Annotated in this window: 32 protein-coding genes; 22 read left to right on the top strand and 10 right to left on the bottom strand. The window is 62.7% G+C overall.

Features of this window, described 5'->3' with window-relative positions; translation table 11 throughout:
- Positions 1 to 168: 168 nt before the first annotated feature.
- The 11 genes from rplC to EUB48_RS20190 all read left to right on the top strand — a co-directional run bounded on the left by rplC (position 169) and on the right by EUB48_RS20190 (position 5,705).
- Complete coding sequence (gene rplC, locus EUB48_RS20240) at positions 169 to 855, top strand: 50S ribosomal protein L3 (protein ID WP_077560052.1); 687 nt, start codon at positions 169 to 171, stop codon at positions 853 to 855.
- A complete protein-coding gene (gene rplD, locus EUB48_RS20235) occupies positions 855 to 1,475 on the top strand; it encodes a 50S ribosomal protein L4 (protein WP_142820859.1) in 621 nt (206 codons plus the stop codon). Before rplC ends, rplD begins: the two co-directional genes overlap by 1 nt.
- Positions 1,472 to 1,792 carry a 50S ribosomal protein L23 gene (gene rplW, locus EUB48_RS20230; protein ID WP_142820858.1) on the top strand — a complete coding sequence of 107 codons (321 nt, stop codon included), beginning with the start codon at positions 1,472 to 1,474 and terminating at the stop codon, positions 1,790 to 1,792. Before rplD ends, rplW begins: the two co-directional genes overlap by 4 nt.
- 2 nt (positions 1,793 to 1,794) lie before the next feature.
- The gene (gene rplB / locus EUB48_RS20225; protein WP_142820857.1) at positions 1,795 to 2,619 is read left to right on the top strand and encodes a 50S ribosomal protein L2; all 825 of its coding nucleotides are present in this window, start codon (positions 1,795 to 1,797) and stop codon (positions 2,617 to 2,619) included.
- Between the two features lie 10 nt (positions 2,620 to 2,629).
- Entirely contained in the window at positions 2,630 to 2,908 is a 279-nt protein-coding gene (rpsS, locus tag EUB48_RS20220) for a 30S ribosomal protein S19 (RefSeq protein ID WP_077560048.1), read from the top strand.
- A gap of 9 nt (positions 2,909 to 2,917) precedes the next feature.
- A complete protein-coding gene (gene rplV, locus EUB48_RS20215) occupies positions 2,918 to 3,247 on the top strand; it encodes a 50S ribosomal protein L22 (RefSeq protein ID WP_077560047.1) in 330 nt (109 codons plus the stop codon).
- Between the two features lie 16 nt (positions 3,248 to 3,263).
- Entirely contained in the window at positions 3,264 to 4,154 is an 891-nt protein-coding gene (gene rpsC / locus EUB48_RS20210) for a 30S ribosomal protein S3 (protein ID WP_142820856.1), read from the top strand.
- A 14-nt stretch (positions 4,155 to 4,168) separates the two neighbouring features.
- Complete coding sequence (gene rplP, locus EUB48_RS20205; protein ID WP_077560045.1) at positions 4,169 to 4,585, top strand: 50S ribosomal protein L16; 417 nt, start codon at positions 4,169 to 4,171, stop codon at positions 4,583 to 4,585.
- 18 nt (positions 4,586 to 4,603) lie between these two features.
- Positions 4,604 to 4,798 (top strand): 50S ribosomal protein L29, encoded by a 195-nt coding sequence (gene rpmC, locus EUB48_RS20200; protein WP_077560044.1) that lies wholly within the window; start codon positions 4,604 to 4,606, stop codon positions 4,796 to 4,798.
- Between the two features lie 11 nt (positions 4,799 to 4,809).
- A complete protein-coding gene (gene rpsQ, locus EUB48_RS20195; RefSeq protein WP_142820855.1) occupies positions 4,810 to 5,079 on the top strand; it encodes a 30S ribosomal protein S17 in 270 nt (89 codons plus the stop codon).
- Between the two features lie 119 nt (positions 5,080 to 5,198).
- On the top strand, positions 5,199 to 5,705 hold the full coding sequence (locus EUB48_RS20190; protein ID WP_142820854.1) for a peroxiredoxin: 507 nt from the start codon (positions 5,199 to 5,201) through the stop codon (positions 5,703 to 5,705).
- 74 nt (positions 5,706 to 5,779) lie between these two features.
- On the opposite strand, the gene EUB48_RS20185 is transcribed toward EUB48_RS20190, so the two are convergent.
- Positions 5,780 to 6,268: a GNAT family N-acetyltransferase gene (locus tag EUB48_RS20185; protein WP_142820853.1), complete on the bottom strand. Its 489-nt coding sequence runs from the start codon at positions 6,266 to 6,268 to the stop codon at positions 5,780 to 5,782.
- Between the two features lie 285 nt (positions 6,269 to 6,553).
- The gene (locus EUB48_RS20180) at positions 6,554 to 7,054 is read right to left on the bottom strand and encodes a TlpA family protein disulfide reductase (RefSeq protein ID WP_142820852.1); all 501 of its coding nucleotides are present in this window, start codon (positions 7,052 to 7,054) and stop codon (positions 6,554 to 6,556) included.
- Between the two features lie 15 nt (positions 7,055 to 7,069).
- Between EUB48_RS20180 and EUB48_RS20175 the strand changes: the two genes are divergently transcribed.
- Positions 7,070 to 7,774 (top strand): DUF4197 domain-containing protein, encoded by a 705-nt coding sequence (locus EUB48_RS20175; protein WP_142820851.1) that lies wholly within the window; start codon positions 7,070 to 7,072, stop codon positions 7,772 to 7,774.
- Positions 7,775 to 7,789: 15 nt separating this feature from the next.
- Here the strand turns inward: EUB48_RS20175 and EUB48_RS20170 are convergent, their stop codons facing one another.
- Positions 7,790 to 9,046 (bottom strand): CaiB/BaiF CoA transferase family protein, encoded by a 1,257-nt coding sequence (locus EUB48_RS20170; protein ID WP_142820850.1) that lies wholly within the window; start codon positions 9,044 to 9,046, stop codon positions 7,790 to 7,792.
- Positions 9,047 to 9,081: 35 nt separating this feature from the next.
- On the opposite strand from EUB48_RS20170, the gene EUB48_RS20165 reads away from it, so the two are divergent.
- From EUB48_RS20165 to ptsP, 4 genes are read left to right on the top strand one after another with little or no spacing between them, the layout of a single operon-like run.
- Positions 9,082 to 9,615: a hypothetical protein gene (locus EUB48_RS20165; protein ID WP_142820849.1), complete on the top strand. Its 534-nt coding sequence runs from the start codon at positions 9,082 to 9,084 to the stop codon at positions 9,613 to 9,615.
- Positions 9,616 to 9,644: 29 nt separating this feature from the next.
- Positions 9,645 to 10,088 (top strand): PTS sugar transporter subunit IIA, encoded by a 444-nt coding sequence (locus tag EUB48_RS20160; protein ID WP_142820848.1) that lies wholly within the window; start codon positions 9,645 to 9,647, stop codon positions 10,086 to 10,088.
- Positions 10,057 to 10,326 (top strand): HPr family phosphocarrier protein, encoded by a 270-nt coding sequence (locus tag EUB48_RS20155; protein WP_142820847.1) that lies wholly within the window; start codon positions 10,057 to 10,059, stop codon positions 10,324 to 10,326. Before EUB48_RS20160 ends, EUB48_RS20155 begins: the two co-directional genes overlap by 32 nt.
- Before the next feature lie 39 nt (positions 10,327 to 10,365).
- The gene (gene ptsP / locus EUB48_RS20150; RefSeq protein ID WP_142820846.1) at positions 10,366 to 12,132 is read left to right on the top strand and encodes a phosphoenolpyruvate--protein phosphotransferase; all 1,767 of its coding nucleotides are present in this window, start codon (positions 10,366 to 10,368) and stop codon (positions 12,130 to 12,132) included.
- Between the two features lie 13 nt (positions 12,133 to 12,145).
- On the opposite strand, the gene EUB48_RS20145 is transcribed toward ptsP, so the two are convergent.
- From EUB48_RS20145 to EUB48_RS20115, 7 genes are all read right to left on the bottom strand, one after another.
- Positions 12,146 to 13,522 carry an L-serine ammonia-lyase gene (locus EUB48_RS20145; RefSeq protein WP_142821416.1) on the bottom strand — a complete coding sequence of 459 codons (1,377 nt, stop codon included), beginning with the start codon at positions 13,520 to 13,522 and terminating at the stop codon, positions 12,146 to 12,148.
- Positions 13,523 to 13,596: 74 nt separating this feature from the next.
- Positions 13,597 to 14,421 (bottom strand): DMT family transporter, encoded by an 825-nt coding sequence (locus EUB48_RS20140; protein ID WP_142820845.1) that lies wholly within the window; start codon positions 14,419 to 14,421, stop codon positions 13,597 to 13,599.
- Complete coding sequence (gene lipA, locus EUB48_RS20135) at positions 14,418 to 15,458, bottom strand: lipoyl synthase (protein ID WP_142820844.1); 1,041 nt, start codon at positions 15,456 to 15,458, stop codon at positions 14,418 to 14,420. Before lipA ends, EUB48_RS20140 begins: the two co-directional genes overlap by 4 nt.
- Positions 15,459 to 15,495: 37 nt before the next feature.
- Positions 15,496 to 16,200 (bottom strand): lipoyl(octanoyl) transferase LipB, encoded by a 705-nt coding sequence (lipB, locus tag EUB48_RS20130; RefSeq protein ID WP_142820843.1) that lies wholly within the window; start codon positions 16,198 to 16,200, stop codon positions 15,496 to 15,498.
- Between the two features lie 6 nt (positions 16,201 to 16,206).
- Positions 16,207 to 16,500, bottom strand: coding sequence for an HP0495 family protein (locus EUB48_RS20125; protein ID WP_142820842.1), 294 nt, complete (start codon positions 16,498 to 16,500; stop codon positions 16,207 to 16,209).
- A 15-nt stretch (positions 16,501 to 16,515) separates the two neighbouring features.
- The gene (locus tag EUB48_RS20120; RefSeq protein WP_142820841.1) at positions 16,516 to 17,403 is read right to left on the bottom strand and encodes an aminotransferase class IV; all 888 of its coding nucleotides are present in this window, start codon (positions 17,401 to 17,403) and stop codon (positions 16,516 to 16,518) included.
- Positions 17,404 to 17,435: 32 nt separating this feature from the next.
- A complete protein-coding gene (locus EUB48_RS20115; RefSeq protein ID WP_142820840.1) occupies positions 17,436 to 17,882 on the bottom strand; it encodes a CopD family protein in 447 nt (148 codons plus the stop codon).
- 177 nt (positions 17,883 to 18,059) lie between these two features.
- Between EUB48_RS20115 and EUB48_RS20110 the strand changes: the two genes are divergently transcribed.
- The 6 genes from EUB48_RS20110 to atpA all read left to right on the top strand — a co-directional run bounded on the left by EUB48_RS20110 (position 18,060) and on the right by atpA (position 22,393).
- On the top strand, positions 18,060 to 18,527 hold the full coding sequence (locus tag EUB48_RS20110) for an ATP synthase subunit I (protein ID WP_142820839.1): 468 nt from the start codon (positions 18,060 to 18,062) through the stop codon (positions 18,525 to 18,527).
- 11 nt (positions 18,528 to 18,538) lie between these two features.
- Complete coding sequence (gene atpB / locus EUB48_RS20105; protein ID WP_142820838.1) at positions 18,539 to 19,396, top strand: F0F1 ATP synthase subunit A; 858 nt, start codon at positions 18,539 to 18,541, stop codon at positions 19,394 to 19,396.
- A gap of 58 nt (positions 19,397 to 19,454) precedes the next feature.
- Positions 19,455 to 19,703, top strand: a complete 249-nt coding sequence (gene atpE / locus EUB48_RS20100; protein WP_077560026.1) for a F0F1 ATP synthase subunit C — start codon at positions 19,455 to 19,457, stop codon at positions 19,701 to 19,703.
- A gap of 37 nt (positions 19,704 to 19,740) precedes the next feature.
- Positions 19,741 to 20,211: a F0F1 ATP synthase subunit B gene (locus EUB48_RS20095; RefSeq protein WP_142820837.1), complete on the top strand. Its 471-nt coding sequence runs from the start codon at positions 19,741 to 19,743 to the stop codon at positions 20,209 to 20,211.
- Between the two features lie 9 nt (positions 20,212 to 20,220).
- Complete coding sequence (locus EUB48_RS20090; protein ID WP_142820836.1) at positions 20,221 to 20,754, top strand: F0F1 ATP synthase subunit delta; 534 nt, start codon at positions 20,221 to 20,223, stop codon at positions 20,752 to 20,754.
- Positions 20,755 to 20,839: 85 nt separating this feature from the next.
- Positions 20,840 to 22,393, top strand: a complete 1,554-nt coding sequence (atpA, locus tag EUB48_RS20085; protein WP_077560023.1) for a F0F1 ATP synthase subunit alpha — start codon at positions 20,840 to 20,842, stop codon at positions 22,391 to 22,393.
- Positions 22,394 to 22,438 lie beyond the last annotated feature (45 nt).

The raw sequence follows: 22,438 nt of genomic DNA, 5'->3' as shown, positions 1-22,438 counted from the left end.
TTTAAAGCCTTTGAGTGCAGCACGGATTTGCCTGAGATGGCCATTCGGGTTATACTTTAAGGCTCTGCCCAATTTGCGCTGCAAATCGGCAGAGTTTTATTAACCTTCTTTCACGCCCAAACGCTGTCGCCAATTGAAGTGGCAGCGGTGGAAGTTTTGGAGAAAACAATGAGTCTGAGCAACTCCCTGGGGTTGCTGGGCCGCAAGGTGGGCATGATGCGCCTATTCACCGATGACGGGGACGCAGTGCCTGTCACGGTGGTGGATGTGTCCAACAACCGCGTGACCCAGATCAAAACCCAAGAGAACGACGGCTACGTGGCCCTGCAGGTCACGTTCGGTTCGCGTAAAGCTTCGCGTGTCACCAAGCCGGCCGCTGGCCACCTTGCGAAAGCAGGCGTTGAAGCCGGTGAAATCATTCGGGAATTCCGCGTCACCGCCGACGCTGCAGCCCAATACCAGGCGGGTGCCTCGGTGCCGGTGAATGCGGTGTTTACGGTGGGCCAGAAAGTGGATGTGCAGGGCACCTCCATCGGCAAGGGCTACGCCGGAACCATCAAGCGCCACCACATGAGCTCGCAGCGCGCATCGCACGGCAACAGCCGTTCGCACAACGTGCCGGGCTCGATCGGGATGGCGCAGGATCCGGGTCGCGTTTTCCCGGGCAAGCGCATGACCGGTCATTTGGGTGATGACACCGTCACCACGCAAAACCTGGATGTGTTTCGGATTGACGAAGCGCGCCAATTGCTCTTGATCAGGGGCGCGATCCCCGGCTCCAAGGGCGGTTTTGTGACCGTTCGCCATGCCGTCAAGGCCAAAGAATCTGCCGCCAACGCGAAGGGAGCGAACTGATGCAGCTCGAACTCCTGAACGACCAAGGTCAGGCCGCTTCCAAGTTTGAAGCCCCCGAGACCGTGTTTGGCCGTGAATACAACGAAGATCTGGTGCACCAGATCGTGGTCGCCTTCCAGGCCAATGCGCGTCAGGGCACGCGTGCCCAGAAAGACCGCGAACAGGTCCATCACTCGACCAAGAAGCCGTTCAAGCAAAAGGGAACGGGCCGCGCCCGTGCCGGTATGACGTCATCGCCGCTGTGGCGCGGCGGCGGCCGGATTTTCCCGAACAGCCCGGACGAAAACTTCACGCAAAAAATCAACAAGAAGATGTACCGCGCCGGCATGGCCGCCATCTTCTCGCAGCTGGCGCGCGAAGGCCGCCTGGCCGTGGTCGATTCCCTGAAAGTGGAATCCCCCAAGACCAAGCCGCTGGCCGCCCGCTTCAAGGCGATGAACCTGCAGTCGGTCATGGTGATTTCCGACGAAGTGGATGAAAACCTGTACCTGGCCTCCCGCAACTTGGTGAACGTGCTCGTCGTTGAGCCGCGCTACGCCGATCCGGTGTCGCTGGTGCACTACAAGAAAGTCCTCGTCACCAAGGGCGCAATGGACAAACTCAAGGAGATGTTCGCATGAGCACCGCCGCTACAAAGTTTGACGAAGGCCGTTTGATGCAGGTGCTGGTCGCTCCCATCGTGTCTGAAAAGGCAACCATGGTGGCCGACAAAAGCAATGCCGTGACCTTCAAGGTGCTGCAGGATGCCTCCAAACCCGAGATCAAGGCCGCTGTGGAATTGATGTTCAAGGTTGAAGTCAAGGGCGTCTCTGTGGTGAACACCAAAGGCAAGATCAAGCGTTTTGGCAAATCCATCGGCCGTCGCGACAACGTGCGCAAGGCCTATGTGACGCTCAAGCCGGGTCAAGAGCTGAACCTGTCCGGGGAGGCCGCGTAATCATGGCTGTCATTAAACTCAAACCGACTTCACCGGGCCAGCGTGGCGTGGTGAAGGTGACCCGCGATCACCTGTACAAGGGTGATCCGTACGCGCCGCTGCTCGAACCCCAGTTCCAGCATGCAGGTCGCAATAACAATGGCCACATCACGACGCGTCATCGCGGCGGTGGCCACAAGCATCACTACCGCGTTGTCGATTTCTGCCGCACCAAAGACGGCATTCCGGCGAAAGTGGAGCGCGTCGAGTACGACCCGAACCGCACGGCGCACATCGCCCTGGTGTGCTATGCCGACGGTGAGCGCCGCTACATCATCGCGCCGCGCGGCCTGGAAGTGGGCGCATCGCTGATGAGTGGTGCCGAGGCGCCGATCCGCGCCGGCAACACCCTGCCGATCCGCAACATCCCGGTGGGCTCGACCATTCACTGCATCGAACTGCAGCCGGGCAAAGGCGCGCAGATCGCCCGCTCGGCCGGTACCTCGGCAACCCTGCTGGCGCGCGAGGGCAGCTACGCCCAAGTGCGCATGCGCTCGGGCGAAGTGCGCAAGATTCACATCGAATGCCGCGCCACCATTGGCGAAGTCGCCAACGAAGAGCACAGCCTGCGCCGTCTGGGCAAGGCCGGCGTCAAGCGCTGGATGGGAATTCGTCCGACCGTTCGCGGTGTGGTCATGAACCCGGTGGATCACCCCCATGGCGGTGGTGAAGGCAAAACCGGCGAAGGCCGCCACCCCGTCGACCCTTGGGGCAATCTGACCAAGGGCTATCGCACCCGTAACAACAAGCGCACGCAGGTCATGATCGTGTCGCGTCGCAAGAAATAAGGGATAACAAATGACTCGCTCTCTTAAAAAGGGTCCGTTTGTTGACCAACATTTGGTGGTCAAGGCCGACAAGGCCGTGATGACCAAAGACAAAAAACCAATCAAGACCTGGTCGCGCCGCTCGATGGTTCTGCCCGAGTTCATCGGACTGACCATTGCCGTGCACAACGGCAAGCAGCACGTGCCGGTTTACATCACCGACCAGATGGTGGGCCACAAGCTGGGCGAATTCGCCCTGACGCGCACCTTCAAAGGTCACCCCGCGGACCGAAAAGTCCAGAAGAAATAAGGAAAGACCATGGAAACACGTGCAGTCCTTCGGGGCGTTCGTCTGTCGGTCGACAAAGGCCGTCTGGTCGCTGATCTGATTCGCGGCAAGAAAGTGGACCAGGCGCTCAACGTCCTGGAATTCACCCAGAAAAAAGCGGCAGTGATCATCAAGAAGGTTCTTGAGTCCGCTATCGCCAACGCCGAACACAACGACGGTGCCGACATCGACGAGTTGAAGGTGAAAACCATCTTCGTCGAGCAGGGTGCCTCGCTCAAGCGCTTTACCGCCCGCGCCAAAGGTCGTGGCAACCAGATCAGAAAACCCACGTGCCATGTGTACGTGACGGTTGGCAACTGAAAGGCTTGACAGAACTATGGGACAAAAAATCCACCCCACCGGCTTCCGTCTTTCGGTCAGCCGCAACTGGGCTTCACGCTGGTACGCCAACAACCGTGACTTCGCCGGCATGCTGGCCGAAGACATCAAGGTGCGCGAGTACCTCAAGGCCAAGCTTAAAAACGCCGCAGTCTCGCGCGTGTTGATCGAGCGCCCCGCCAAGAACGCCCGCATCACCATTTTCTCGGCGCGTCCGGGCGTGGTGATCGGCAAAAAAGGCGAGGACATCGAAAACCTCAAGCGCGAACTCAGTCGTCAACTGGGCGTGCCGGTGGCGGTTAACATTGAAGAGGTGCGCAAGCCCGAAATCGATGCCAAGCTGATCGCCGACTCGATCACCCAGCAGCTCGAGAAACGCATCATGTTCCGCCGCGCCATGAAGCGCGCCATGCAGAACGCCATGCGTCTGGGCGCCCTGGGTATCAAGATCATGTCGTCGGGCCGCCTGAACGGGATCGAGATCGCGCGCTGCGAGTGGTACCGCGAAGGCCGCGTGCCGCTTCACACGCTGCGCGCCGACATCGACTACGGCACCTCGGAGGCCAAGACCACCTATGGTGTGATCGGCGTCAAGGTCTGGGTCTACAAGGGTGACACGCTGGGCCGCAACGATGCGCCCGCGGCCCTGGAGCCGCGCACCGATGACGAGCGCCGCCCGCGCGGTCCACGCCGCGATGCGCGCCCCGGTGACCGTCCGCCCGCACGTGGCCCGCGCCGCCCTGTAGGTGCCAATGTGGCACCCGCCGATGGCAGCGACAAACCCGCAGAGGCTACCGTCGGTGCCGATGCAACCAAACCCGCCGTTAAGCGCGTCCGCAAGGTAGCCGCGCCAGCTGCAGCAGCTGACGGCGGAGCGAAAACCGAGTAATACGGAGAATAACCATGCTGCAACCCGCTCGCAGAAAGTACCGCAAGGAACAAAAAGGCCGCAACACCGGCATCGCCACCCGAGGCAACTCGGTGGCGTTCGGTGACTTCGGTCTGAAGTGCACCGACCGCGGCCGTCTGACCGCGCGCCAGATCGAAGCCGCACGCCGTGCGATTTCCCGTCACGTCAAACGTGGCGGCCGTATCTGGATCCGCGTGTTTCCCGACAAGCCAATCTCCCAGAAGCCCGCCGAAGTGCGGATGGGTAACGGCAAGGGCAATCCTGAATACTACGTGGCTGAAATTCAGCCCGGTAAAGTGGTGTTCGAGATCGTCGGCGTGCCCGAAGAACTCGCACGTGAGGCGTTTCGTCTGGCCGCTGCCAAGCTGCCGCTGCGCACCACGTTTGTCAGCCGAATGATCGGCGCGTAATTTCAGGAGAATGAAGAAATGAAAGCTGCTGAACTGCGCCAAAAAGACGTTGCCGGCGTGCAAGCCGAAGTCAAAGCGCTGCAAAAAGCCCACTTTGGCCTGCGCATGCAAAAAGCCACGCAACAACTCAACAACACCGCCACGCTGCGCTCGACGCGCCGCGATATTGCTCGCGCCAAGACGATTCTTGTCGAGAAGCAAACGGCTAAATAAGGAGCGACATCATGACGGAACCTAAAAAATCCCTCAAACGCACCTTGGTCGGCAAGGTCGTTAGCGACAAACGTGCAAAGACAGTCACCGTGCTGATCGAGCGTCGCGTCAAGCACGAGCTCTACGGCAAGATCGTTGGCAAGTCGAGCAAGTACCACGCCCACGATGAAAAGGGCGAGTACAAACTCGGCGACATGGTCGAAATCACGGAGAGCCGGCCCATCTCGAAGACGAAGAACTGGGTCGCGACCCGGCTGGTGCAAAAGGCCATCGCGGTTTAAGCCTTCCACCGGCGTCGACTGCGCGCCACTGCAAAACAGCCCACAATGTGGGCTGTTTTCGCGTCTGGTGTTTCAATTTCCGAGGCACCGCCTGATACACACTTAATCTGGAGCACAGCATGATCAAAGTTGGCGATACCCTTCCCGCAGTCACCCTGATGGAATTCTCCGAAGTCGAAGGCAATGGTTGCAGCATCGGCCCCAATCCGGTCGACGTGAGCAAGGCCGCTGCCGGCAAAACGATTGCCCTGTTTGCGCTGCCGGGCGCTTTTACGCCCACCTGCTCGGCCAAGCACGTGCCGGGTTATGTCGCGAAAGCCGATGAGCTCAAGGCCGCCGGCGTCGATGAAATCTGGTGTGTCAGCGTGAACGACGCGTTCGTGATGGGCGCCTGGGCGCGCGACCAGAAAACCGGCACCAAGGTGCGCATGCTGGGCGATGGCGACGCTGCCTTCGCCAAGGCCACCGGACTGACGCTGGACCTGACCGGCAAGGGCATGGGCCTGCGCAGCAACCGCTACTCGATGCTGGTCAAGAATGGCAAAGTGGCCACGCTGAACATCGAGGGCCCCGGTAAATTCGAAGTGAGCGACGCGGCCACGCTGCTGGCGCAGGCCAGGTCCTGATCGATTCGCTATTCTATTTATAGCGGCAAGCACTCGCCTCATAAGGGCTGCAGGCCAATTTGATTTGAAGCCGGTTACAAATCAGCCTTCAGGTAATGCGCTCCCGCGATCGGGTTGTGGTAGTAGGGCGGGACTTCCCTGAACCCCAGCTCCTCGTACAGGCTGCGCGCGGCCTCCATGTCGTCCAGCGTGTCGAGCAGGAGGCAGGCATAGCCCGCCCGGCGCGCGCAATCCAGCATCGCCTCGGCCAACTGGCGGCCCAGGCCAAAGCCGCGGAAGGCCTTGCGCACATACAGGCGTTTCATCTCGCAGGCATTCGGGTAGTCCACCGTGTCCAGCGCACGCAAGGCGCAACAGCCCGCCGCTGCGCCATCCACCAGCGCCAGCAGCAGGGCGCCGCGGGGCGCCGCGTAGTCGCCCGGCAATGAAGCCAGTTCGGCTTCGAACCCCTGAAAGCCAAGATCCACCGCCAGGCCGTTCGCGTATTCGCGAAAAATCTCGCGCGTGGACTCGATGTCGCGGGTCTCGACGGGCTCGATCAGCTGTATCGACGGGGTGTTCAAGGGCGGTCAGAGTGCGATGAGGTCGATCCCAGTTTATCGCCTTTCACCCTGCTGCCCGAGACACGCCTTGATGCTTCGTTTCCACATCGGGCCACTCACACCACAGTCACGGCGCAAAGGTGAGCAGGATGACGGCTGCGATGCGGCGCTTTCCGCAGCAAGTAATACGCGGGGCACAGACGGGGTATGCGTCGCTATGAAAAATATAGCAAACTGCGCATGCTACATAATGACCAAAGGCCAATTTCCTGCGAAATTGGCCTTTGCGTCAGGGGGCAGGAAAGATCAGGCTTCGGCCAGCAGTTTCTCGATCAGCCGGTGCAGTTCGGCGAAGTTGGGCTCGCCCACATAGCGCTTCACGATCTCGCCGCGCTTGTTCACGATGTAGGTGGTGGGCGTGAGTTGCACGTCGCCCCAGGCCTTCGCGACCGCGCCGGTGTTGTCGATCGCGACCTTGAATGGCAGCTTGCGCGTCTCGGTGTAGTTCACGACATAGCTGGGCGGGTCGTAGCTCATGGCGACTGCCAGCGTGTCAAAACCCTGGGTCTTGTACTTGTCGTAGGTGGCGATGACCTTGGGCATTTCCGCCACGCAGGTGACGCAGCTGGTGGCCCAGAAGTTCACCAGGGTGACTTTGCCCTTCAGGTCGGCGGTGGTTTTGGTGCTGCCATCGAGCAACACAAAGGTCGATTGCGGCGCGGCCTGGTTGGCGGCGCTCCAATAGAAAGCGCCACCGGTGACGGCCAGAACCAGCACGGCTGCCACACTGTATAAAGATCGTTTCATTGGAAGGATTCACTCATGGATCGTCGACAGTTTAATTCCACTTCGGTTTCGGCGCTTGGGATTCTGTTATGGGCCGCTTGCCAGCAGGCTTACGCGCTCTCGCTGGCGGACATCAGCAACGCGCAGGCTTCCCAAGGCTTGAAAGCCGCGCTGGAAAAGGGCGCCCAATCGGCCGTGAGCCTGCTTGGCAGACCTGATGGATTCCTGGGCAACGCAAAAGTTCGCATCCCGCTGCCCGGCTATCTGGAAAACGCTTCCCAACTGCTCAAAACCCTGGGCCAGGGCCAGCGCGTGCAGGAGCTCGTGACCGCCATGAACCGTGCCGCCGAGGCCGCGGTGCCGATGGCGAAGGACATGCTGGTGGGTGCCGTCCGGGCCATGAACGTGAGCGATGCGAAGAAAATCCTCACCGGCGGTGACAACTCGGTCACCAGTTTCTTCGCCGAAAAGACCCGCGCACCGCTGAGCGTCAAATTCCTGCCTGTGGTCACCAAGGCCACCGAAAAGGTGGGCCTGGCCGCGAAATACAACGCCGTCGCGGGCAAGGCGGCCGGCTTCGGCCTGGTGAAAAAGGAAGACGCGAACATCCAGCAGTACGTCACGGGCAAGGCGCTGGACGGGCTCTACCTGATGATTGGCGAGGAGGAGAAGAAGATCCGCCAGGTTCCCGTGGGCACCGGCAGCGCCGTGATCGCCAAGGTGTTTGGCGCCCTGAAATGACGGACCATTCGGCCGTCAAATAACCTTGTCGTTCTTCAATTGCGTGAGCCGAGCCTCGGAGTAGTTCAGCACATTGCGCAACACTTCCTCGGTGTGTTGCCCCAGCAGCGGCGGCGGTCGCCCACCCGTTTGGGGCGTGCGCACCGGCGTGGCACCGAGCTTGATCGGGCTCGCGACCAGCCGCAGATCGTCTCGCAAGGGGTGCTGCCAGTCGTTCACCATGCCGCGCTGGCGCACCTGCGGGTCGGCAAACACTTCGGCCAGATTGTTGATGGCGCCGCACGGCACCTTGGCCGCTTCCAGCGCCGCCAGCCAGTCGGCCTTGGTGCGGGTTTTCAGAATGGCCTCTAACAGCGGCACCAGCTGGGCACGGTTGCGCACACGGTCCTGGTTTTTGGCATAAAGCGGGTCCAGGCCCAGCTCCGGCCTGCCGGCGACGCTACAAAACTTGACATACTGACGATCGTTGCCGACGGCCAGAATCAGGTGGTCGCGGGTGCCATCGGGGGCGCCGTCCGGCGCCTTCACCTCGAACACCTGGTAGGGCACGATGTTCTGGTGCGCGTTGCCGGATCGTCCCGGCACCTTGCCACTCACGAGGTAGTTGGCGCCCAGATTCGCCAGCATCGCCACCTGGGTGTCGAGCAGGGCCATGTCCACATGCTGGCCCTCGCCGGTGCGCTCGGCATGGCGCAGCGCGGCCAGGATGGCCACGGTGGCGTACATGCCGGTGAACAGGTCGGCCACCGCCACGCCGACTTTTTGCGGGCCACCGCCGAGGTCGTCGCGCTCGCCGGTGATGCTCATGAGGCCGCCCATGCCTTGGATGGCGTAGTCGTAGCCGGCACGGTCTTTGTAGGGTCCGGTCTGGCCGAAGCCGGTGACGCTGCAGTAGACCAGTTTCGGATTCAGGGCCTTGAGCGAGCCGTAGTCGAGCCCGTAGCGTGCCATGTCGCCGACCTTGAAGTTCTCGATAAACACGTCGCAATGCGCCACCAGATCGCGCACCAGCGCCTGGCCGGCCGGCTGGGCGATGTCGCAGCTGACCGAGCGCTTGTTGCGGTTGGTGCCCAGGTAGTAGGCGGCCTCGGCCGTGTCGTGGCCGGCTGCGTCCTGAATGAATGGCGGGCCCCAGGTACGGGTGTCGTCGCCGCTGCCGGGGCGCTCGATCTTGATCACGTCCGCGCCCAGATCGGCCAGGGTTTGGGTACACCACGGTCCCGCCAGAATGCGTGACAGGTCGAGGATGCGAATGCCTTGTAATGAGTCCATGGACAGCATTCTCGGTGCAAAACGATAATCGGGCGATGCGATATTTCCTGCGTGCTGCCGTCTTGTTCGCAGCCTTGTGGCTGGCGGCGTGCAGCCCCACTTTCAACTGGCGCGAGGTCCGCCCCGATACTTCGACGCTGGTCGCCTTGTTACCCTGCAAACCCGATCAAGCGATGCGGGCCGTGAGCCTGGCCGGCCGGCCCGTGCGGCTCGACATGCTCAGTTGCGACGCCGGTGGCGCCACGTTTGCCATTGGCCACATGGCGATCAGCGATCCGGCACGGGCGGGCGAGATGCTGGCCCAGTGGCGCGCCGTGACGCTGGCCAACCTGCGCGCAACGGTGTCGAGCGACGAGCCTTTCCTGCCCAGGGGTGGCCTGGCGTTGCCCCAGTCGGTTCGGGTGGTGGCCTCCGGCCAGCGTGCGGACGGTCGGGCGGTGATGGTGCATGCGGCCTGGTTTGCCCAAGGTACGGGCTCGGGGATACAGTTGTTTCAGGCAGTCGTTTATGCCAGCAAAGTCAGCATGGAGATGAGCGACACCTTCTTTTCGGCACTCAGGCTTCAATGAGCGGGCGTAAACTCCGATAATCGGCAGCAATGAACAGTATCTTCATCATTGCCCATGCGCCGTTGGCCCGCGCCCTGCGTGAATGCGCGCTGCATGTGTTTCCCGACTGCGCCAGCGGCGTAGTGGCGTTCGATGTGCAGCCCCATCTGCCGCCGGAGGAGACCCTGGCGGCGGCGCGCATTGCCATGGCCCAGATGGGAACGGACAGCACGCTGGTGCTGACCGATGTGTTTGGCGCCACGCCCTGTAACGTGGCGCAAAAGCTGGTCGACGGCGTGAACTCCCGGCTTATCACGGGGGTCAATTTGCCGATGGTGCTGCGCACGGTGTGTTATTGCCATGAGCCGCTTGACGCGCTGGTCTCGCGAGCGGTGATTGGCGGCACCCAGGGCGTGATGCAGGTGGCCGTGACCGCGCCGCAAAACCAGACCAGAAAACCTCATGATCAAGACCTCGACGACCATCAGCAATAGACTGGGGCTGCATGCCCGTGCTTCGGCCAAACTGACCAAGCTGGCGGGCAGTTTTCCGTGCGAGGTGTGGATGACCAAGGGCGAGCGCCGTGTCAACGCCAAGAGCATCATGGGGGTGATGATGCTGGCGGCGGGCATTGGCTCGGTCGTTGAAGTGGAGACGGATGGCGAACGTGAGCGGGAGGCCATGGACGCGTTGCTGGCGCTGATGGCCGACAAATTCGGGGAGGGCGAGTAGCATGTGGCGAGTCCGTGTTCCGGCCCGGGAGATGCGTCCATGACCTTCAGCGTGCAAGGTTTGCCGGTGGCCCGCGGCATCGCCATCGGGCGCGCCGTGCTGGTCGCGTCCAGCCGGGCCGACGTGGCGCACTACTTCATCGAGCCGGCCAACGTCGACGCCGAGATCGAGCGCGTGCGGGCCGGTCGCAACGCCGTGGTGGATGAAATCCACCGGCTGCAGCAAAGTGTGTCGCAAATGGGGCCCAAGGACGCGCCGCACGAGCTGACGGCCCTGCTCGACGTGCATTTGATGCTGCTGCAGGACGAGATGCTGGTCAGCGGCGTCAAGCACTGGATCACCAACCGCCTGTACAACGCCGAGTGGGCGCTGACCACCCAGCTCGAAGTGATTGCGCGTCAATTCGACGAGATGGAGGACGAGTACCTGCGCGAGCGCAAGGCCGACCTGGAGCAGGTGGTCGAGCGCATCCTGCGCTACATGAAGGGCGTGGCGTTGCCGATCACGCCGCCCACCACGCCGCACCGCAAAACGCAGCAGGATTTGCTGCTGGACGATACGGTCGATGTGCCGCTGGTGCTGATCGCGCACGACCTCTCGCCGGCCGATATGCTGCAGTTCAAGCAAAGCGTGTTTGCCGGCTTCGTGACCGATGTGGGCGGCAAGACCTCGCATACCGCCATCGTGGCCCGCAGTCTGGACATCCCGGCCGTGGTGGGGGCACGATCCGCCAGCCAGCTGGTGCGCCAGGATGACTGGGTCATCATCGACGGCGATGCCGGCGTGATGATCGTCGATCCGTCCGCCATCATCCTGGCCGAATACGGCTTCAAGCAGCGTCAGGGCCAGCTCGAGCGCGAGCGCTTGACGCGGCTGCGCCACACCCCCGCGATCACGATGGACGGCCAGAAAGTGGAGCTGCTGGCGAACATCGAAATGCCCGAGGACGCGGCCGGCGCGATCAAGGCGGGGGCCGTCGGCGTGGGCCTGTTCCGCAGCGAATTTCTGTTCATGGGCCGCACCGGCAAATTGCCCGATGAGGAAGAGCAGTACCAGGCCTACCGGCGCGCCGTGGAAGGCATGCGGGGCCTGCCGGTTACCATTCGCACGGTGGACATCGGCGCCGACAAGCCGCTGGACAAGTCGCAAAAGGACGGCACCAGCCTGAACCCCGCGCTGGGGCTGCGTGCCATCCGCTGGAGCCTGAATGATCCCGCCATGTTCCTGACCCAGTTGCGCGCCATCCTGCGCGCCGCGGCGCACGGGCAGGTCAACTTGCTGATTCCCATGCTGGCCCATGCCAGCGAGATCCGCCAGACCCTGTCGCTGATCGACTTTGCGCGCGCCGAGCTGGATAACCGGGGCGTACCTTATGGTCCGGTCAAGCTCGGTGCCATGATCGAAATACCGGCGGCGGCCTTGATGCTCAAGCTGTTTCTGAAGCACTTCGACTTTCTCTCGATCGGCACCAACGACCTGATCCAGTACACGCTGGCGATCGATCGCGCCGATGAGGCCGTGGCCCATCTGTACGACCCGCTGCACCCGGCGGTGCTGCGCCTGGTGGCGGACACCATTGCCGAATGCAACGCGCAGGGCAAGGGCGTGAGCGTGTGCGGCGAGATGGCGGGCGATGCCAGCCACACCCGGCTGTTGCTGGGCCTGGGGCTGCGCAGTTTTTCCATGCATCCGGCGCAGATTCTGGCGGTCAAGCAGGAAGTGCTGCGCTCGGACACGTCCCGGCTGCAGCCCTGGGCGCAAAGGGTGATCGAGTCGGACGATCCGGCCTCGGTGCTGAGCGCCTGAGTCCCGTCCTCGCTCAGCACTCCACCTGGCGCACCGACACCGTGATGGCCAGTCCACCGAGCGAGGTTTCCTTGTACTTGCTTTGCATGTCGGCACCGGTGCGGCGCATGGTGTCGATCACCTGATCCAGGCTCACCATGTGTGAGCCATCGCCCAGCATCGCGAGCGAGCAGGCGTTGATGGCCTTGACGGCTCCCACCGCATTGCGCTCGATGCAGGGGATCTGCACCAGTCCGCCGATCGGGTCGCAGGTCATGCCCAGGTGATGCTCCAGCGCGATCTCGGCGGCATTCTCGATTTGCTCGTTGCTCGCGCCCAGCGCCGCCGCCAGTCCGCCGGCCGCCATCGCGGCCGCCGAACCGACCTCGCCCTGGCAGCCCACTTCGGCGCCCGAAATCGAGGCATTGCGTTTGCATAGCGCACCCACGGCGGCGGCGGTCAGCATGAAGCGCTCGATGCCCGCGGCATCGCCCGCACGGTAGTCCTGGTAGTAACGCAATACGGCGGGCACGACCCCGGCCGCGCCATTGGTCGGTGCGGTCACGACGCGCCCGCCCGCGGCGTTTTCTTCATTCACCGCAATGGCGTAGACGCTGACCCAGCTCATCGCGCCCTCGCTGGCGTGGCTGGGCGCATGACGCAAGCGCTCGGCGACCGCGCTGGCGCGTCGGTTCACCTTGAGGCCGCCGGGCAGCAGGCCCTCGGCGGTCATGCCACGGTCGATGCAGTCGAACATCGCGCCTTTCACCCGGTGGATGAAATCGCGCGTCGCGGCCGCACCGTGCAGGCTGGCTTCGTTCTTCATCAGCAACTGGTGCAATGGCTGACCGGCTTGCTGCGCCATCGCAAGCAGGGCCTGCATGGTTTCAAAGTGATGGGGCACGGGTTGCTCGACGCCGAGCGGGCTGCCGACAAACACCTCTTCAGCGTCCATCACAAAGCCGCCGCCGATGGAGTACAGGTCGCGCTCGGCCAGCACAGTGCCCCCGGCGTCGAAGGCGCGAAACCGCATGCCGTTCGAGTGCACCGGCAGCAACTCGCTGCGGTTGAAGATCAGGGCCCGGTCCGCGTCGAAGGCAATCGGCCTTTGACCCAGCAACACCAGCTCGCGCGCGGCGCGGATGGCCTGAATGCGCGCCGGGATCCCCGCCGGATCGACCTGGTCCGGCAGTTCGCCGCTCAGCCCCAGCAGAATGGCCACATCGGTGCCGTGGCCATGCCCGGTATGGGCCAGCGAACCGTACAGTTCCACCTCCAGCCGCGCAACGGCCGCAAACACGGGCGCGGGCAACTCCATCAGAAACCGCCGTGCCGCGCGCATCGGCCCGACCGTGTGCGAGCTCGACGGGCCAATGCCGATCTTGAACATGTCAAACAGGCTGATGTACATGGCGGCGCTTTGCAAAGGGGAAGTTTGCAGTTTGCCACGGATGGGGCTTGACGTTGCCGCGCCGGGGCCCGCGTTTAGCGGGCGCGCGTACCGACCAGCGCGGCGCCCACGATCATGACGGCCGCCAACGCGATCGAGGGGCTAGGCCGGTCCCCGCGCAGCACAAGCAACAGCAGCGTGGAGAGCAGAGGCGTCAAAAAACTCAGCAGGCCGATGCTGCGCGCGTCGCCCCGTTTGAGCGCCGCATCCCACAGGAAAAACGCGCCGCCGAGCGGGCCCAGGCCCATCAGCACGATGAGCAGCCAGTCCTGACCGCTCAGCGCGGCCGAGGGCTCCAGCAGGGCGTGGCACGCCAGCGACAGCAGGCCCGAGACCGCGGCAAAGCCGCCGATCGCGGCCGTCGGAAACCTGGCGACACGCCGGGTCAGCAGTGAGTAACTGGCCCAGATGAACGCCGAGCCGGCGGCCGGCAGGTAGCCCCAGGCAAAGCCGGTATCCAGTTGCCGTCCGCCTGCAATGGCGATGGCCGCGCCGGCAAAGCCGACCAGCGCGGCGGCGATGTGCAGGGGTTTGAGCTGCACCCCGCGCAGCAGCACCGGTGCCAGCACCACCATCAGGAGCGGCCACAGGTAGTTCACCAGATTGGCCTGCACCGGCGGCGCATGACGCAAAGCGATGAACAGCAGGAAGTGAAAGCCGAACAGGCCGTACACGCCCAGCGCCAGCGTTGCGGGCGGCACCCGCCATTGCCGCAGCAGCGGCCAGGCTGGAATGCTGCCGATCAGCAGCGCCAGGCCGGTCAGCAAAAAGGGTGGAACGTGGCTGAGCGACACGCCCAGCGACGCCAGCGTCGCCCACAGCGCAATCGCGCCCAGCGCGAGCGGGTTGCCCCGCTTCACCGCGAGGAGCTGCCGGCGGCCCGGTTCAGCTCGATGGCGTGCGCATGCTCCGCCTGCCGATCGGCGTGGTAGCTGCTACGCACGAGTGCGCCTACAGCGGCGTGGTCGAAGCCCATCTCGTAGGCTCTAGCCTCGAACATCTTGAAGGTGTCCGGGTGCACGTAGCGCTTCACGGTCAGGTGAGAGGTAGAGGGCGCGAGGTACTGGCCAATGGTCAGCATGTTGATGCCGTGCTCGCGCATGTCGCGCATCACGGCCAGGATTTCCTCGTCGGTCTCGCCCAGGCCCACCATCAGGCCGCTCTTGGTCGGGACCTGCGGGAACAGTGCCTTGAACTTCTTGAGCAGGTTCAGGCTGAACGGGTAGTCCGAGCCCGGACGTGCTTCCTTGTACAGGCGCGGCACCGTCTCCAGGTTGTGGTTCATCACGTCGGGCGGCGCGGCCTTGAGGATTTCCAGCGCGCGATCGTCGCGGCCGCGGAAGTCGGGCACCAGGATTTCGATCTGCGTGCCGGGCGACAGCTCGCGCGTCTTGCGGATGCAGTCCACAAAATGCTGGCTGCCGCCGTCGCGCAGGTCGTCGCGGTCCACGCTGGTGATGACCACGTATTTGAGGCGCAGGGCCGCGATGGTTTTCGCCAGGTTCTCGGGCTCGTTCGCGTCCAGCGCGTCAGGACGGCCATGACCCACATCGCAGAACGGGCAGCGCCGTGTGCACTTGTCGCCCATGATCATGAACGTGGCCGTGCCCTTGCCGAAGCACTCGCCGATATTGGGGCAGGAGGCTTCCTCGCATACCGTCACCAGCTTGTTGGCGCGCAGGATGTCCTTGATTTCATAGAAGCGCGTGCTGGGCGAGCCGGCCTTGACGCGGATCCAGTCCGGCTTTTTCAGAATCTCGCCCTGCTGCACCTTGACCGGGATGCGCGAGAGCTTGGCCGCGGCCTTCTGTTTGGCCAGCGGGTTGTATTGTTCGGCGCTTTGGGCCTCGCGGACCGTTTCGTGCACGACGGGGTTGGCGGCTTCTGTAGGGTTCATGGTGTGCTTTGGATGACCGGAAGTATTGGGTGTCCGCTCACGGTGCCAGGTAGGTCTGGAGCTTTTGGCTCAATACATCGGCGGCCTCCTGCCAGCTTGCCGACACCCCGATTGTAGAAAGGTCTACCGTTTGCAGTCCCGCGTAGCCGCAGGGGTTGATGCGAGAGAAGGGCTCCAGATCCATCGCCACGTTCAGCGCCACGCCGTGATAGGTGCAGTGGCGGCTGACCTTGATGCCGAGCGCGGCGATCTTGCCAAGGCCCTGGAAATCGGGCGGTGAATGAATTGGAATCTGACCCCCATTGTTTTTCTGCGGCCGCTGCGCCAGCAGCGCGTGCGAGCCCGGATCATCGAGCCGTACATAAATTCCCGGTGCGCCCGCCACGCGGTGCCCCGTCACGCCAAAGTGCACCAGCGTCTGGAGCACGGCCTGCTCGATGCGGTACACGTATTCCTTGACGAAATAGCCGGCCCGCTGCAGGTCGATCAGCGGATATGCCACGACTTGCCCCGGCCCGTGGTAAGTGACCTGCCCGCCCCGGTTGGTGGCGATGACCGGGATGTCGCCGGGATTGAGAATATGCTCCGATTGGCCCGCCAGACCTTGTGTGTAAACGGCAGAATGCTCACAAATCCATAGTACGTCGGGCGTCATGGGGGTGCGCGCGGTGGTGAATTCCTGCATCGCGGCGTAGGTCGGCAGATAGTCCACCCGGCCAAGGGGGTGCAGCGCGATCTCCACGGCGGCCTACAACACCATCTTCACCATCGGGTGCGTGGACAGCGTGCGGTAGAGCTCGTCGAGCTGCTCGCGCGAGGTCGCGGTCACGGTCACGGTGATGCCCAGGTAGTTGCCGGCCTTGCTGTCGCGCAACTCGATGGTCGTGGCGTCGAAGCCGGGATCGAACTGTTCGGCGATGCGGGTGATGGCGTGCACGAAACCATCGACCTTGGCACCCATCACCTTGATGGGAAAGAGGCACGGGTACTCGATCAGCGAGTCCTTGCGCGGGTCTTGGGGGGATTCGGGGGGCGTGCTCATGGTCGGGGCGCTGGCCTATTGCGATGGGGCGATCTTGGCCTGCTGATAGCCCGCGTACAGCCTGGCGTAAACCGGGCCGGGCACGCCCGAGCCGACCGGCTGGCCGTCGAGCCGGGTAATCGCCAGCACCTCCTTGGTCGCGGACGACAGCAGCAATTCGTCGGCATGGAGCACCTCGTCGTGGCTCAGGCGGCGCAGCTCGAATCCGAGGCCCTCGGCGCGGCAGATTTCCTCGATCAGGCCGTAGCGGATGCCCTCCAGCACCAGGTTGTCCTTGGGCGAGCCGAACACGGTGTCCCCCTTGACGACCCAGACGTTGCTGGCCGCCGCCTCGCTCAAAAAGCCGTCGCGGAACATCACGGTCTCCAGCGCGCCGGCGTCGAAGCTGATCTGGCGCGCGAACACGGCGCCCAGCAGACTGGTGCTCTTGATATGGGCCTTTTCCCAGCGGAAGTCGCTGGCCGTGACGCAGGCCGCACCCTGGCTGCGCAATTCGGGCGGCACGGGCTTCATCGCATTGCTCATCACGAACACGGTGGGGGTCAGGCCGTCCAGCATCACATGCTCGCGCATGGCCACGCCGCGGGTCACCTGGATGTAAATCAGTTGATCACTCTTTTGGGTCTCGGCCCCCGTCGATCGTGCATAGTCAGCTATTAGTTTGGTAGCGATGTCGCGCCACTGCGCATGCGAGAGCGGGTTCGCGATGCGCAACTCGGCGAGCGAGCGGTCGAGCCGCGCCATGTGCTGGGCAAAGCGGAACAGGCCGCCGCCGTACGCCGGCACCACTTCGTAGACGCCGTCGCCAAAGATAAAGCCGCGGTCCATGACGCTGATCTTCGCGTCCTTCAGCGCCGTGAATTCGCCATTGAGGTAGCACGGCAGGCTGGGTAGTTCGTTCATGGTGTGCAGAATGGGCAGAAGGGGGGATAGATTCAGCGCAAAAACAACACAGCCGCAATGGCCAGCCATCCAAGTGCGAAGTTGAGCACCACCAGCGGGTGGATCCTGGCGATTTGCTGCCCTGCCTGCGGCCAGTCGGCCTGCGCCACGGCCTTTTTCATGCGGCTGAAGGGTCCGAAATACAGATGACCAAAGATGGCAAACATCAGCAGCCCGATGCCCATCATCAGGTGCCAGCCTACGGGCGCGTTTTTCATGCCTACCGAGCCCAGCATGGTGGCTCCGGTGAGCGCCAGCAGCCCCACGCTGATCCACGCCACCGAGAAGAAGCGCGTCAACACGCCCGCCAGCAAAGGCAGTCGCGCCGGCGGCTGCAATTGCGCGGTGGCCACCGGACGCAGTGCCCACAGCATGAAAGCCATGCCGCCGAGCCAGACAATGGCACCGCTCAGGTGAAGAAATTTTGCCAGCAGTGTCATCGGTCAGCTTTCGTCTTGTTCGGGGCGCGACAGGGTAGATTGTGACGCAGCGGGCCAATCATTCGGGGGGTGAGTTCTTTTGCCGCGGATTGTGGGGGTTTGGCTGGAGTTCGGGGGTTTCTACGTATAATCAAGGGCTTTGCTGAAATTGCGGCTGTAACTTAGGTGTAATCTGGGATGTCAATAATCGCGGCGGTACCTGAGGACGACGTGGCCGGGGCCGATTTCAAGCCTCTGACGCCCGAGCAGGCCCGGCAGCTTCGGGCAAAGAGTCCTTCGCTCTCCCCTTGGTGGGTCGTGGTGGGGCAGGTAGTGGTAGGCGCGCTGGTGGCTTTGGCTGCCTGGGCCTTGACGGGCCGGCAACACGTCGGCTGGTCTGCTGGCTACGGCGCGCTGGCGGTGGTCATTCCCGCCGCGCTGTTTGCGCGGGGGCTGGCGAGCCGGGTGTCCTCGGTGAGTGCGGGGGCTGCGGTATTCGGATTCTTCCTGTGGGAAGCGGTCAAGATTGCCTTGACGGTCGCCATGTTGTTTGCGGCGCCAAGGCTGGTGACTGACTTGAGCTGGCCAGCGATGCTGGTAGGCCTGGTGGTGACGATGAAGGTATATTGGGTGGCGCTGGTGTGGCGTCCGAAACGTAGGACTTAACGAGTAAACAGATGGCTGCTGAAAACGGACCCACGGCGAGTGAATACATCGTTCACCACCTGACGCATTGGCAGAACCACCCCATGAAGGGCGTGGTCGATTTTTCCGTCGTCAACATTGACTCCATCTTATGGAGCGTGCTGCTGGCCGTGCTATCGAGCTTTTTTCTTTGGCGAGCGGCCCGTGCGGCCAGCTCGGGCGTTCCTGGTCGATTCCAGGCCGCGGTTGAAATTCTGGTCGAGATGGTCGACACGCAGGCCAAAGGCATTATTCACAATGCCCAGAGCCGCAAGATGGTGGCGCCGCTGGGTCTGTGCGTGTTCATCTGGATTTTCCTGATGAATGCGATGGACTTGCTGCCTGTCGACCTGCTGCCCACGGTCTGGGGCTGGATTACGGGCGCCGCCGGGCAGGATTCGCATCATGCGTATCTGCGGGTGGTTCCCACGGCTGATTTGTCAACCTGCTTCGGTCTGTCGGTTTCGGTGCTGCTCGTGTGCTTTGCCTACAACATCAAGATCAAGGGAGTGGGCGGCTGGCTGCATGAGCTGTTCACCGCGCCGTTTGGCAACCATCCCATCCTGTGGCCCATCAATTTCGCCATGCAAATGATCGAATTTGCCGCCAAGACCGTCTCGCATGGCATGCGGTTGTTCGGCAACATGTATGCGGGCGAGCTGCTGTTCATGTTGATCGCGTTGATGGGCGCCGCTGCGGCTGGCTCGGTTTCGGGTGTGTTGCTGCCGGTCGGGCATGTGATCGCCGGAGCGATCTGGGCCATCTTCCACGTTCTGATCATCACCATCCAGGCATTTATTTTCATGATGCTGGCGCTGGTGTATATCGGCCAGGCGCACGATACCCACTGATTTTTTCGCAGTTTCCCTTTCCTTCAACCCTAACTTTTCATTCTCTGGAGCTAAAAAAATGGAACACGTACTCGGCCTCGTCGCACTCGCCGCCGGTCTGATCATTGGCCTGGGCGCTGTTGGCGCCTGTATCGGTATTGGCATCATGGGTAGCAAATACCTGGAGTCCGCTGCCCGTCAGCCCGAGCTGATGAACGAATTGCAAACCAAGATGTTCCTGCTGGCCGGCCTGATCGACGCGGCCTTCCTGATTGGCGTCGGTATCGCGATGATGTTCGCGTTTGCCAACCCCTTCGTGCTCAAGTAATCGCCCGTAACCACCAATTGACTGAAAGGAAGTTGCTGTGAGTATCAACGCAACTCTTTTCGTCCAGGCAATCGTTTTTGCGATTCTGGTGTGGTTCACGATGAAATTCGTGTGGCCGCCCATCGCAGCTGCGCTGGACGAACGTGCCAAGAAAGTCGCCGACGGTCTTGCCGCCGCCGACAAGGCCAAGTCCGAGCTGTCCTCCGCCAACAAGCGGGTGGAAGAAGAGCTGGCCAAGTCGCGCAACGAGACTGCCACGCGTCTGGCCGATGCCGAACGTCGCGCCCAGGCCATCATCGAAGAGGCCAAGGGCAAGGCCACGGAAGAGGGCAATAAAATTGTTGCCGCTGCCAGGGTCGAGGCCGACCAGCAAACTGTGAAGGCCCGCGAGGTCCTGCGCGAGCAGGTCGCCGTGCTGGCCGTCAAGGGCGCCGAGCAGATTCTCCGCAAGGAAGTCAATGCCGGGGTCCATGCCGAATTGCTGGCGCGTCTCAAGACCGAGCTGTAAGAGCGCACCATGGCTGAAATCGCAACCATTGCCCGTCCTTATGCCGAAGCGCTGTTCAAGGCGACCGCTGCGCCCGATCTGGGCGGCACGGCCGCCTGGCTCGATGAGCTTGCGCTCATCGCCGCCAACCCGCAACTGCTGCAGTTTGCCGACAACCCGACCGTCACGGCGAGCCAGGTGTTCGATGTGATCTCCGGCGTCGCCAGATCGACGCTGCCGGATGCCGCCAGGAACTTCCTGCGCGCCGTGATCGAAAACGGCCGGCTGACGGCGCTGCCCGAAATGGCGGACCAGTTCCGTGCCTTGAAGAACGCGCAAAGCGGCTCCTCGGATGCCATCGTGTACAGCCCTTTTCCGATGGACAGTGCCGCCCTGGCCGATGTGGCGGCGACGCTCGAAAAGCGCTTTGGGCGCAAACTCAATGTCAAGGTCGAACAGGAGCCTGCATTGATCGGCGGCATTCGCGTGGTGGTGGGCGACGAAGTGCTGGACACTTCCGTCAAGGCCCGCCTGGAACAGATGAAGGTGGCCCTGACCGCGTGATGATTCACGCGGGTCGCGACCTCCAGTTTTCTGCTTGGGCATTGTGCCCAGGCATTTGGCCAATTAACGAAAGAAGGAAAGAGTCATGCAACTCAATCCCGCAGAAATTTCTGAACTGATCAAGAGCCGCATTGAAGGCCTGTCCGCCGGCGCCGACATCCGCAATCAGGGTACGGTGGTGTCCGTGTCGGACGGTATTTGCCGCATTCATGGCCTGTCCGACGTGATGCAGGGCGAAATGCTTGAATTCCCGGCCGGCAGCGACGGCTTGCCCACCTATGGCCTGGCGCTGAACCTTGAGCGCGATTCGGTCGGTGCCGTGATTTTGGGTGAATACGAGCATATCTCCGAAGGCGACACCGTCAAGTGCACAGGCCGCATTCTGGAAGTGCCGGTCGGCCCCGAACTGCTGGGCCGCGTGGTCAACGCGCTGGGCCAGCCGATCGACGGCAAGGGTCCGATCAACGCCAAAATGACCGACGTGATCGAAAAGGTCGCGCCCGGTGTGATTGCCCGTAAATCGGTGGACCAGCCGATGCAGACCGGCCTCAAGTCGATCGACTCGATGGTGCCGATCGGCCGTGGCCAGCGCGAGCTGATCATCGGCGACCGCCAGACCGGCAAGACTGCCGTGGCGATCGATGCCATCATCAACCAGAAGGGTCAGAACATGACCTGCATCTATGTTGCGATCGGCCAGAAGGCGTCATCGGTCAAGAACGTGGTGCGCTCGCTGGAGCAGGCCGGCGCGATGGAGTACACCATCGTGGTGGCTGCGACCGCCTCCGAGTCGGCTGCCATGCAGTATGTCAGCGCCTATTCGGGCTGCACCATGGGCGAGTATTTCCGCGATCGCGGCCAGGACGCACTGATCGTGTACGACGATTTGTCCAAACAGGCCGTGGCCTACCGCCAGGTCTCGTTGCTGCTGCGCCGCCCGCCAGGCCGTGAAGCCTATCCCGGCGACGTGTTCTATCTGCACAGCCGCCTGCTCGAGCGTGCGGCGCGCGTCAACGAACACTACGTTGAGACCTTCACCAAAGGCGAAGTCAAGGGCAAGACCGGTTCTCTCACCGCGCTGCCCATCATCGAAACGCAGGCCGGCGACGTGTCCGCGTTCGTGCCGACCAACGTGATCTCGATCACCGACGGCCAGATTTTCCTGGAAACCAACCTGTTCAACGCCGGTATCCGCCCCGCCATCAACGCCGGTATTTCTGTATCGCGCGTCGGTGGCGCCGCACAAACCAAGTTGATCAAGGGTCTGTCAGGTGGTATCCGTACCGACCTGGCGCAGTACCGTGAGCTGGCGGCGTTTGCGCAGTTCGCCTCGGACCTGGACGAGGCCACGCGCAAGCAGCTCGACCGTGGCGCGCGCGTGACGGAGCTGCTCAAGCAGTCCCAGTACAGCCCGCTGCCGATCAGCCTGATGGGCTGCTCGCTGTTCGCCGTGAACAAGGGCTTCATGGACGACATCGCCGTGAACAAGGTGCTGGCCTTCGAGTCGGGCTTGCATGCCTACCTCAAGGACAAGAACGCCGCGTTGCTGTCCAAGCTGGAAACCACCAGGGCGATGGACAAGGATGCTGAAGCTGAACTGACCGCGGCCACGGCTGCGTTCAAGAAGTCGTTTGCTTAAACCACTCTACCGACCGCAACGTCACGTCAGAGTTTTATAGGCAAA

This window comes from Rhodoferax sediminis (genome assembly GCF_006970865.1).
GTDB lineage: Bacteria > Pseudomonadota > Gammaproteobacteria > Burkholderiales > Burkholderiaceae_C > Rhodoferax_A > Rhodoferax_A sediminis.
This window is presented reverse-complemented; position numbering and strand designations above follow the sequence as displayed.

Bases quoted from the DNA above. Each gene is read 5' to 3' on its own strand.
- rplC (WP_077560052.1), top strand. From the start codon at position 169: ATGAGTCTGAGCAACTCCCTGGGGTTGCTGGGCCGCAAGGTGGGCATG.
- rplD (WP_142820859.1), top strand. From the start codon at position 855: ATGCAGCTCGAACTCCTGAACGACCAAGGTCAGGCCGCTTCCAAGTTT.
- rplW (WP_142820858.1), top strand. From the start codon at position 1,472: ATGAGCACCGCCGCTACAAAGTTTGACGAAGGCCGTTTGATGCAGGTG.
- rplB (WP_142820857.1), top strand. From the start codon at position 1,795: ATGGCTGTCATTAAACTCAAACCGACTTCACCGGGCCAGCGTGGCGTG.
- rpsS (WP_077560048.1), top strand. From the start codon at position 2,630: ATGACTCGCTCTCTTAAAAAGGGTCCGTTTGTTGACCAACATTTGGTG.
- rplV (WP_077560047.1), top strand. From the start codon at position 2,918: ATGGAAACACGTGCAGTCCTTCGGGGCGTTCGTCTGTCGGTCGACAAA.
- rpsC (WP_142820856.1), top strand. From the start codon at position 3,264: ATGGGACAAAAAATCCACCCCACCGGCTTCCGTCTTTCGGTCAGCCGC.
- rplP (WP_077560045.1), top strand. From the start codon at position 4,169: ATGCTGCAACCCGCTCGCAGAAAGTACCGCAAGGAACAAAAAGGCCGC.
- rpmC (WP_077560044.1), top strand. From the start codon at position 4,604: ATGAAAGCTGCTGAACTGCGCCAAAAAGACGTTGCCGGCGTGCAAGCC.
- rpsQ (WP_142820855.1), top strand. From the start codon at position 4,810: ATGACGGAACCTAAAAAATCCCTCAAACGCACCTTGGTCGGCAAGGTC.
- EUB48_RS20190 (WP_142820854.1), top strand. From the start codon at position 5,199: ATGATCAAAGTTGGCGATACCCTTCCCGCAGTCACCCTGATGGAATTC.
- EUB48_RS20180 (WP_142820852.1), bottom strand. From the start codon at position 7,054: ATGAAACGATCTTTATACAGTGTGGCAGCCGTGCTGGTTCTGGCCGTC.
- EUB48_RS20175 (WP_142820851.1), top strand. From the start codon at position 7,070: ATGGATCGTCGACAGTTTAATTCCACTTCGGTTTCGGCGCTTGGGATT.
- EUB48_RS20170 (WP_142820850.1), bottom strand. From the start codon at position 9,046: ATGGACTCATTACAAGGCATTCGCATCCTCGACCTGTCACGCATTCTG.
- EUB48_RS20165 (WP_142820849.1), top strand. From the start codon at position 9,082: ATGCGATATTTCCTGCGTGCTGCCGTCTTGTTCGCAGCCTTGTGGCTG.
- EUB48_RS20160 (WP_142820848.1), top strand. From the start codon at position 9,645: ATGAACAGTATCTTCATCATTGCCCATGCGCCGTTGGCCCGCGCCCTG.
- EUB48_RS20155 (WP_142820847.1), top strand. From the start codon at position 10,057: ATGATCAAGACCTCGACGACCATCAGCAATAGACTGGGGCTGCATGCC.
- ptsP (WP_142820846.1), top strand. From the start codon at position 10,366: ATGACCTTCAGCGTGCAAGGTTTGCCGGTGGCCCGCGGCATCGCCATC.
- EUB48_RS20145 (WP_142821416.1), bottom strand. From the start codon at position 13,522: ATGTACATCAGCCTGTTTGACATGTTCAAGATCGGCATTGGCCCGTCG.
- lipA (WP_142820844.1), bottom strand. From the start codon at position 15,458: ATGAACCCTACAGAAGCCGCCAACCCCGTCGTGCACGAAACGGTCCGC.
- EUB48_RS20125 (WP_142820842.1), bottom strand. From the start codon at position 16,500: ATGAGCACGCCCCCCGAATCCCCCCAAGACCCGCGCAAGGACTCGCTG.
- EUB48_RS20120 (WP_142820841.1), bottom strand. From the start codon at position 17,403: ATGAACGAACTACCCAGCCTGCCGTGCTACCTCAATGGCGAATTCACG.
- EUB48_RS20115 (WP_142820840.1), bottom strand. From the start codon at position 17,882: ATGACACTGCTGGCAAAATTTCTTCACCTGAGCGGTGCCATTGTCTGG.
- EUB48_RS20110 (WP_142820839.1), top strand. From the start codon at position 18,060: ATGTCAATAATCGCGGCGGTACCTGAGGACGACGTGGCCGGGGCCGAT.
- atpB (WP_142820838.1), top strand. From the start codon at position 18,539: ATGGCTGCTGAAAACGGACCCACGGCGAGTGAATACATCGTTCACCAC.
- atpE (WP_077560026.1), top strand. From the start codon at position 19,455: ATGGAACACGTACTCGGCCTCGTCGCACTCGCCGCCGGTCTGATCATT.
- EUB48_RS20090 (WP_142820836.1), top strand. From the start codon at position 20,221: ATGGCTGAAATCGCAACCATTGCCCGTCCTTATGCCGAAGCGCTGTTC.
- atpA (WP_077560023.1), top strand. From the start codon at position 20,840: ATGCAACTCAATCCCGCAGAAATTTCTGAACTGATCAAGAGCCGCATT.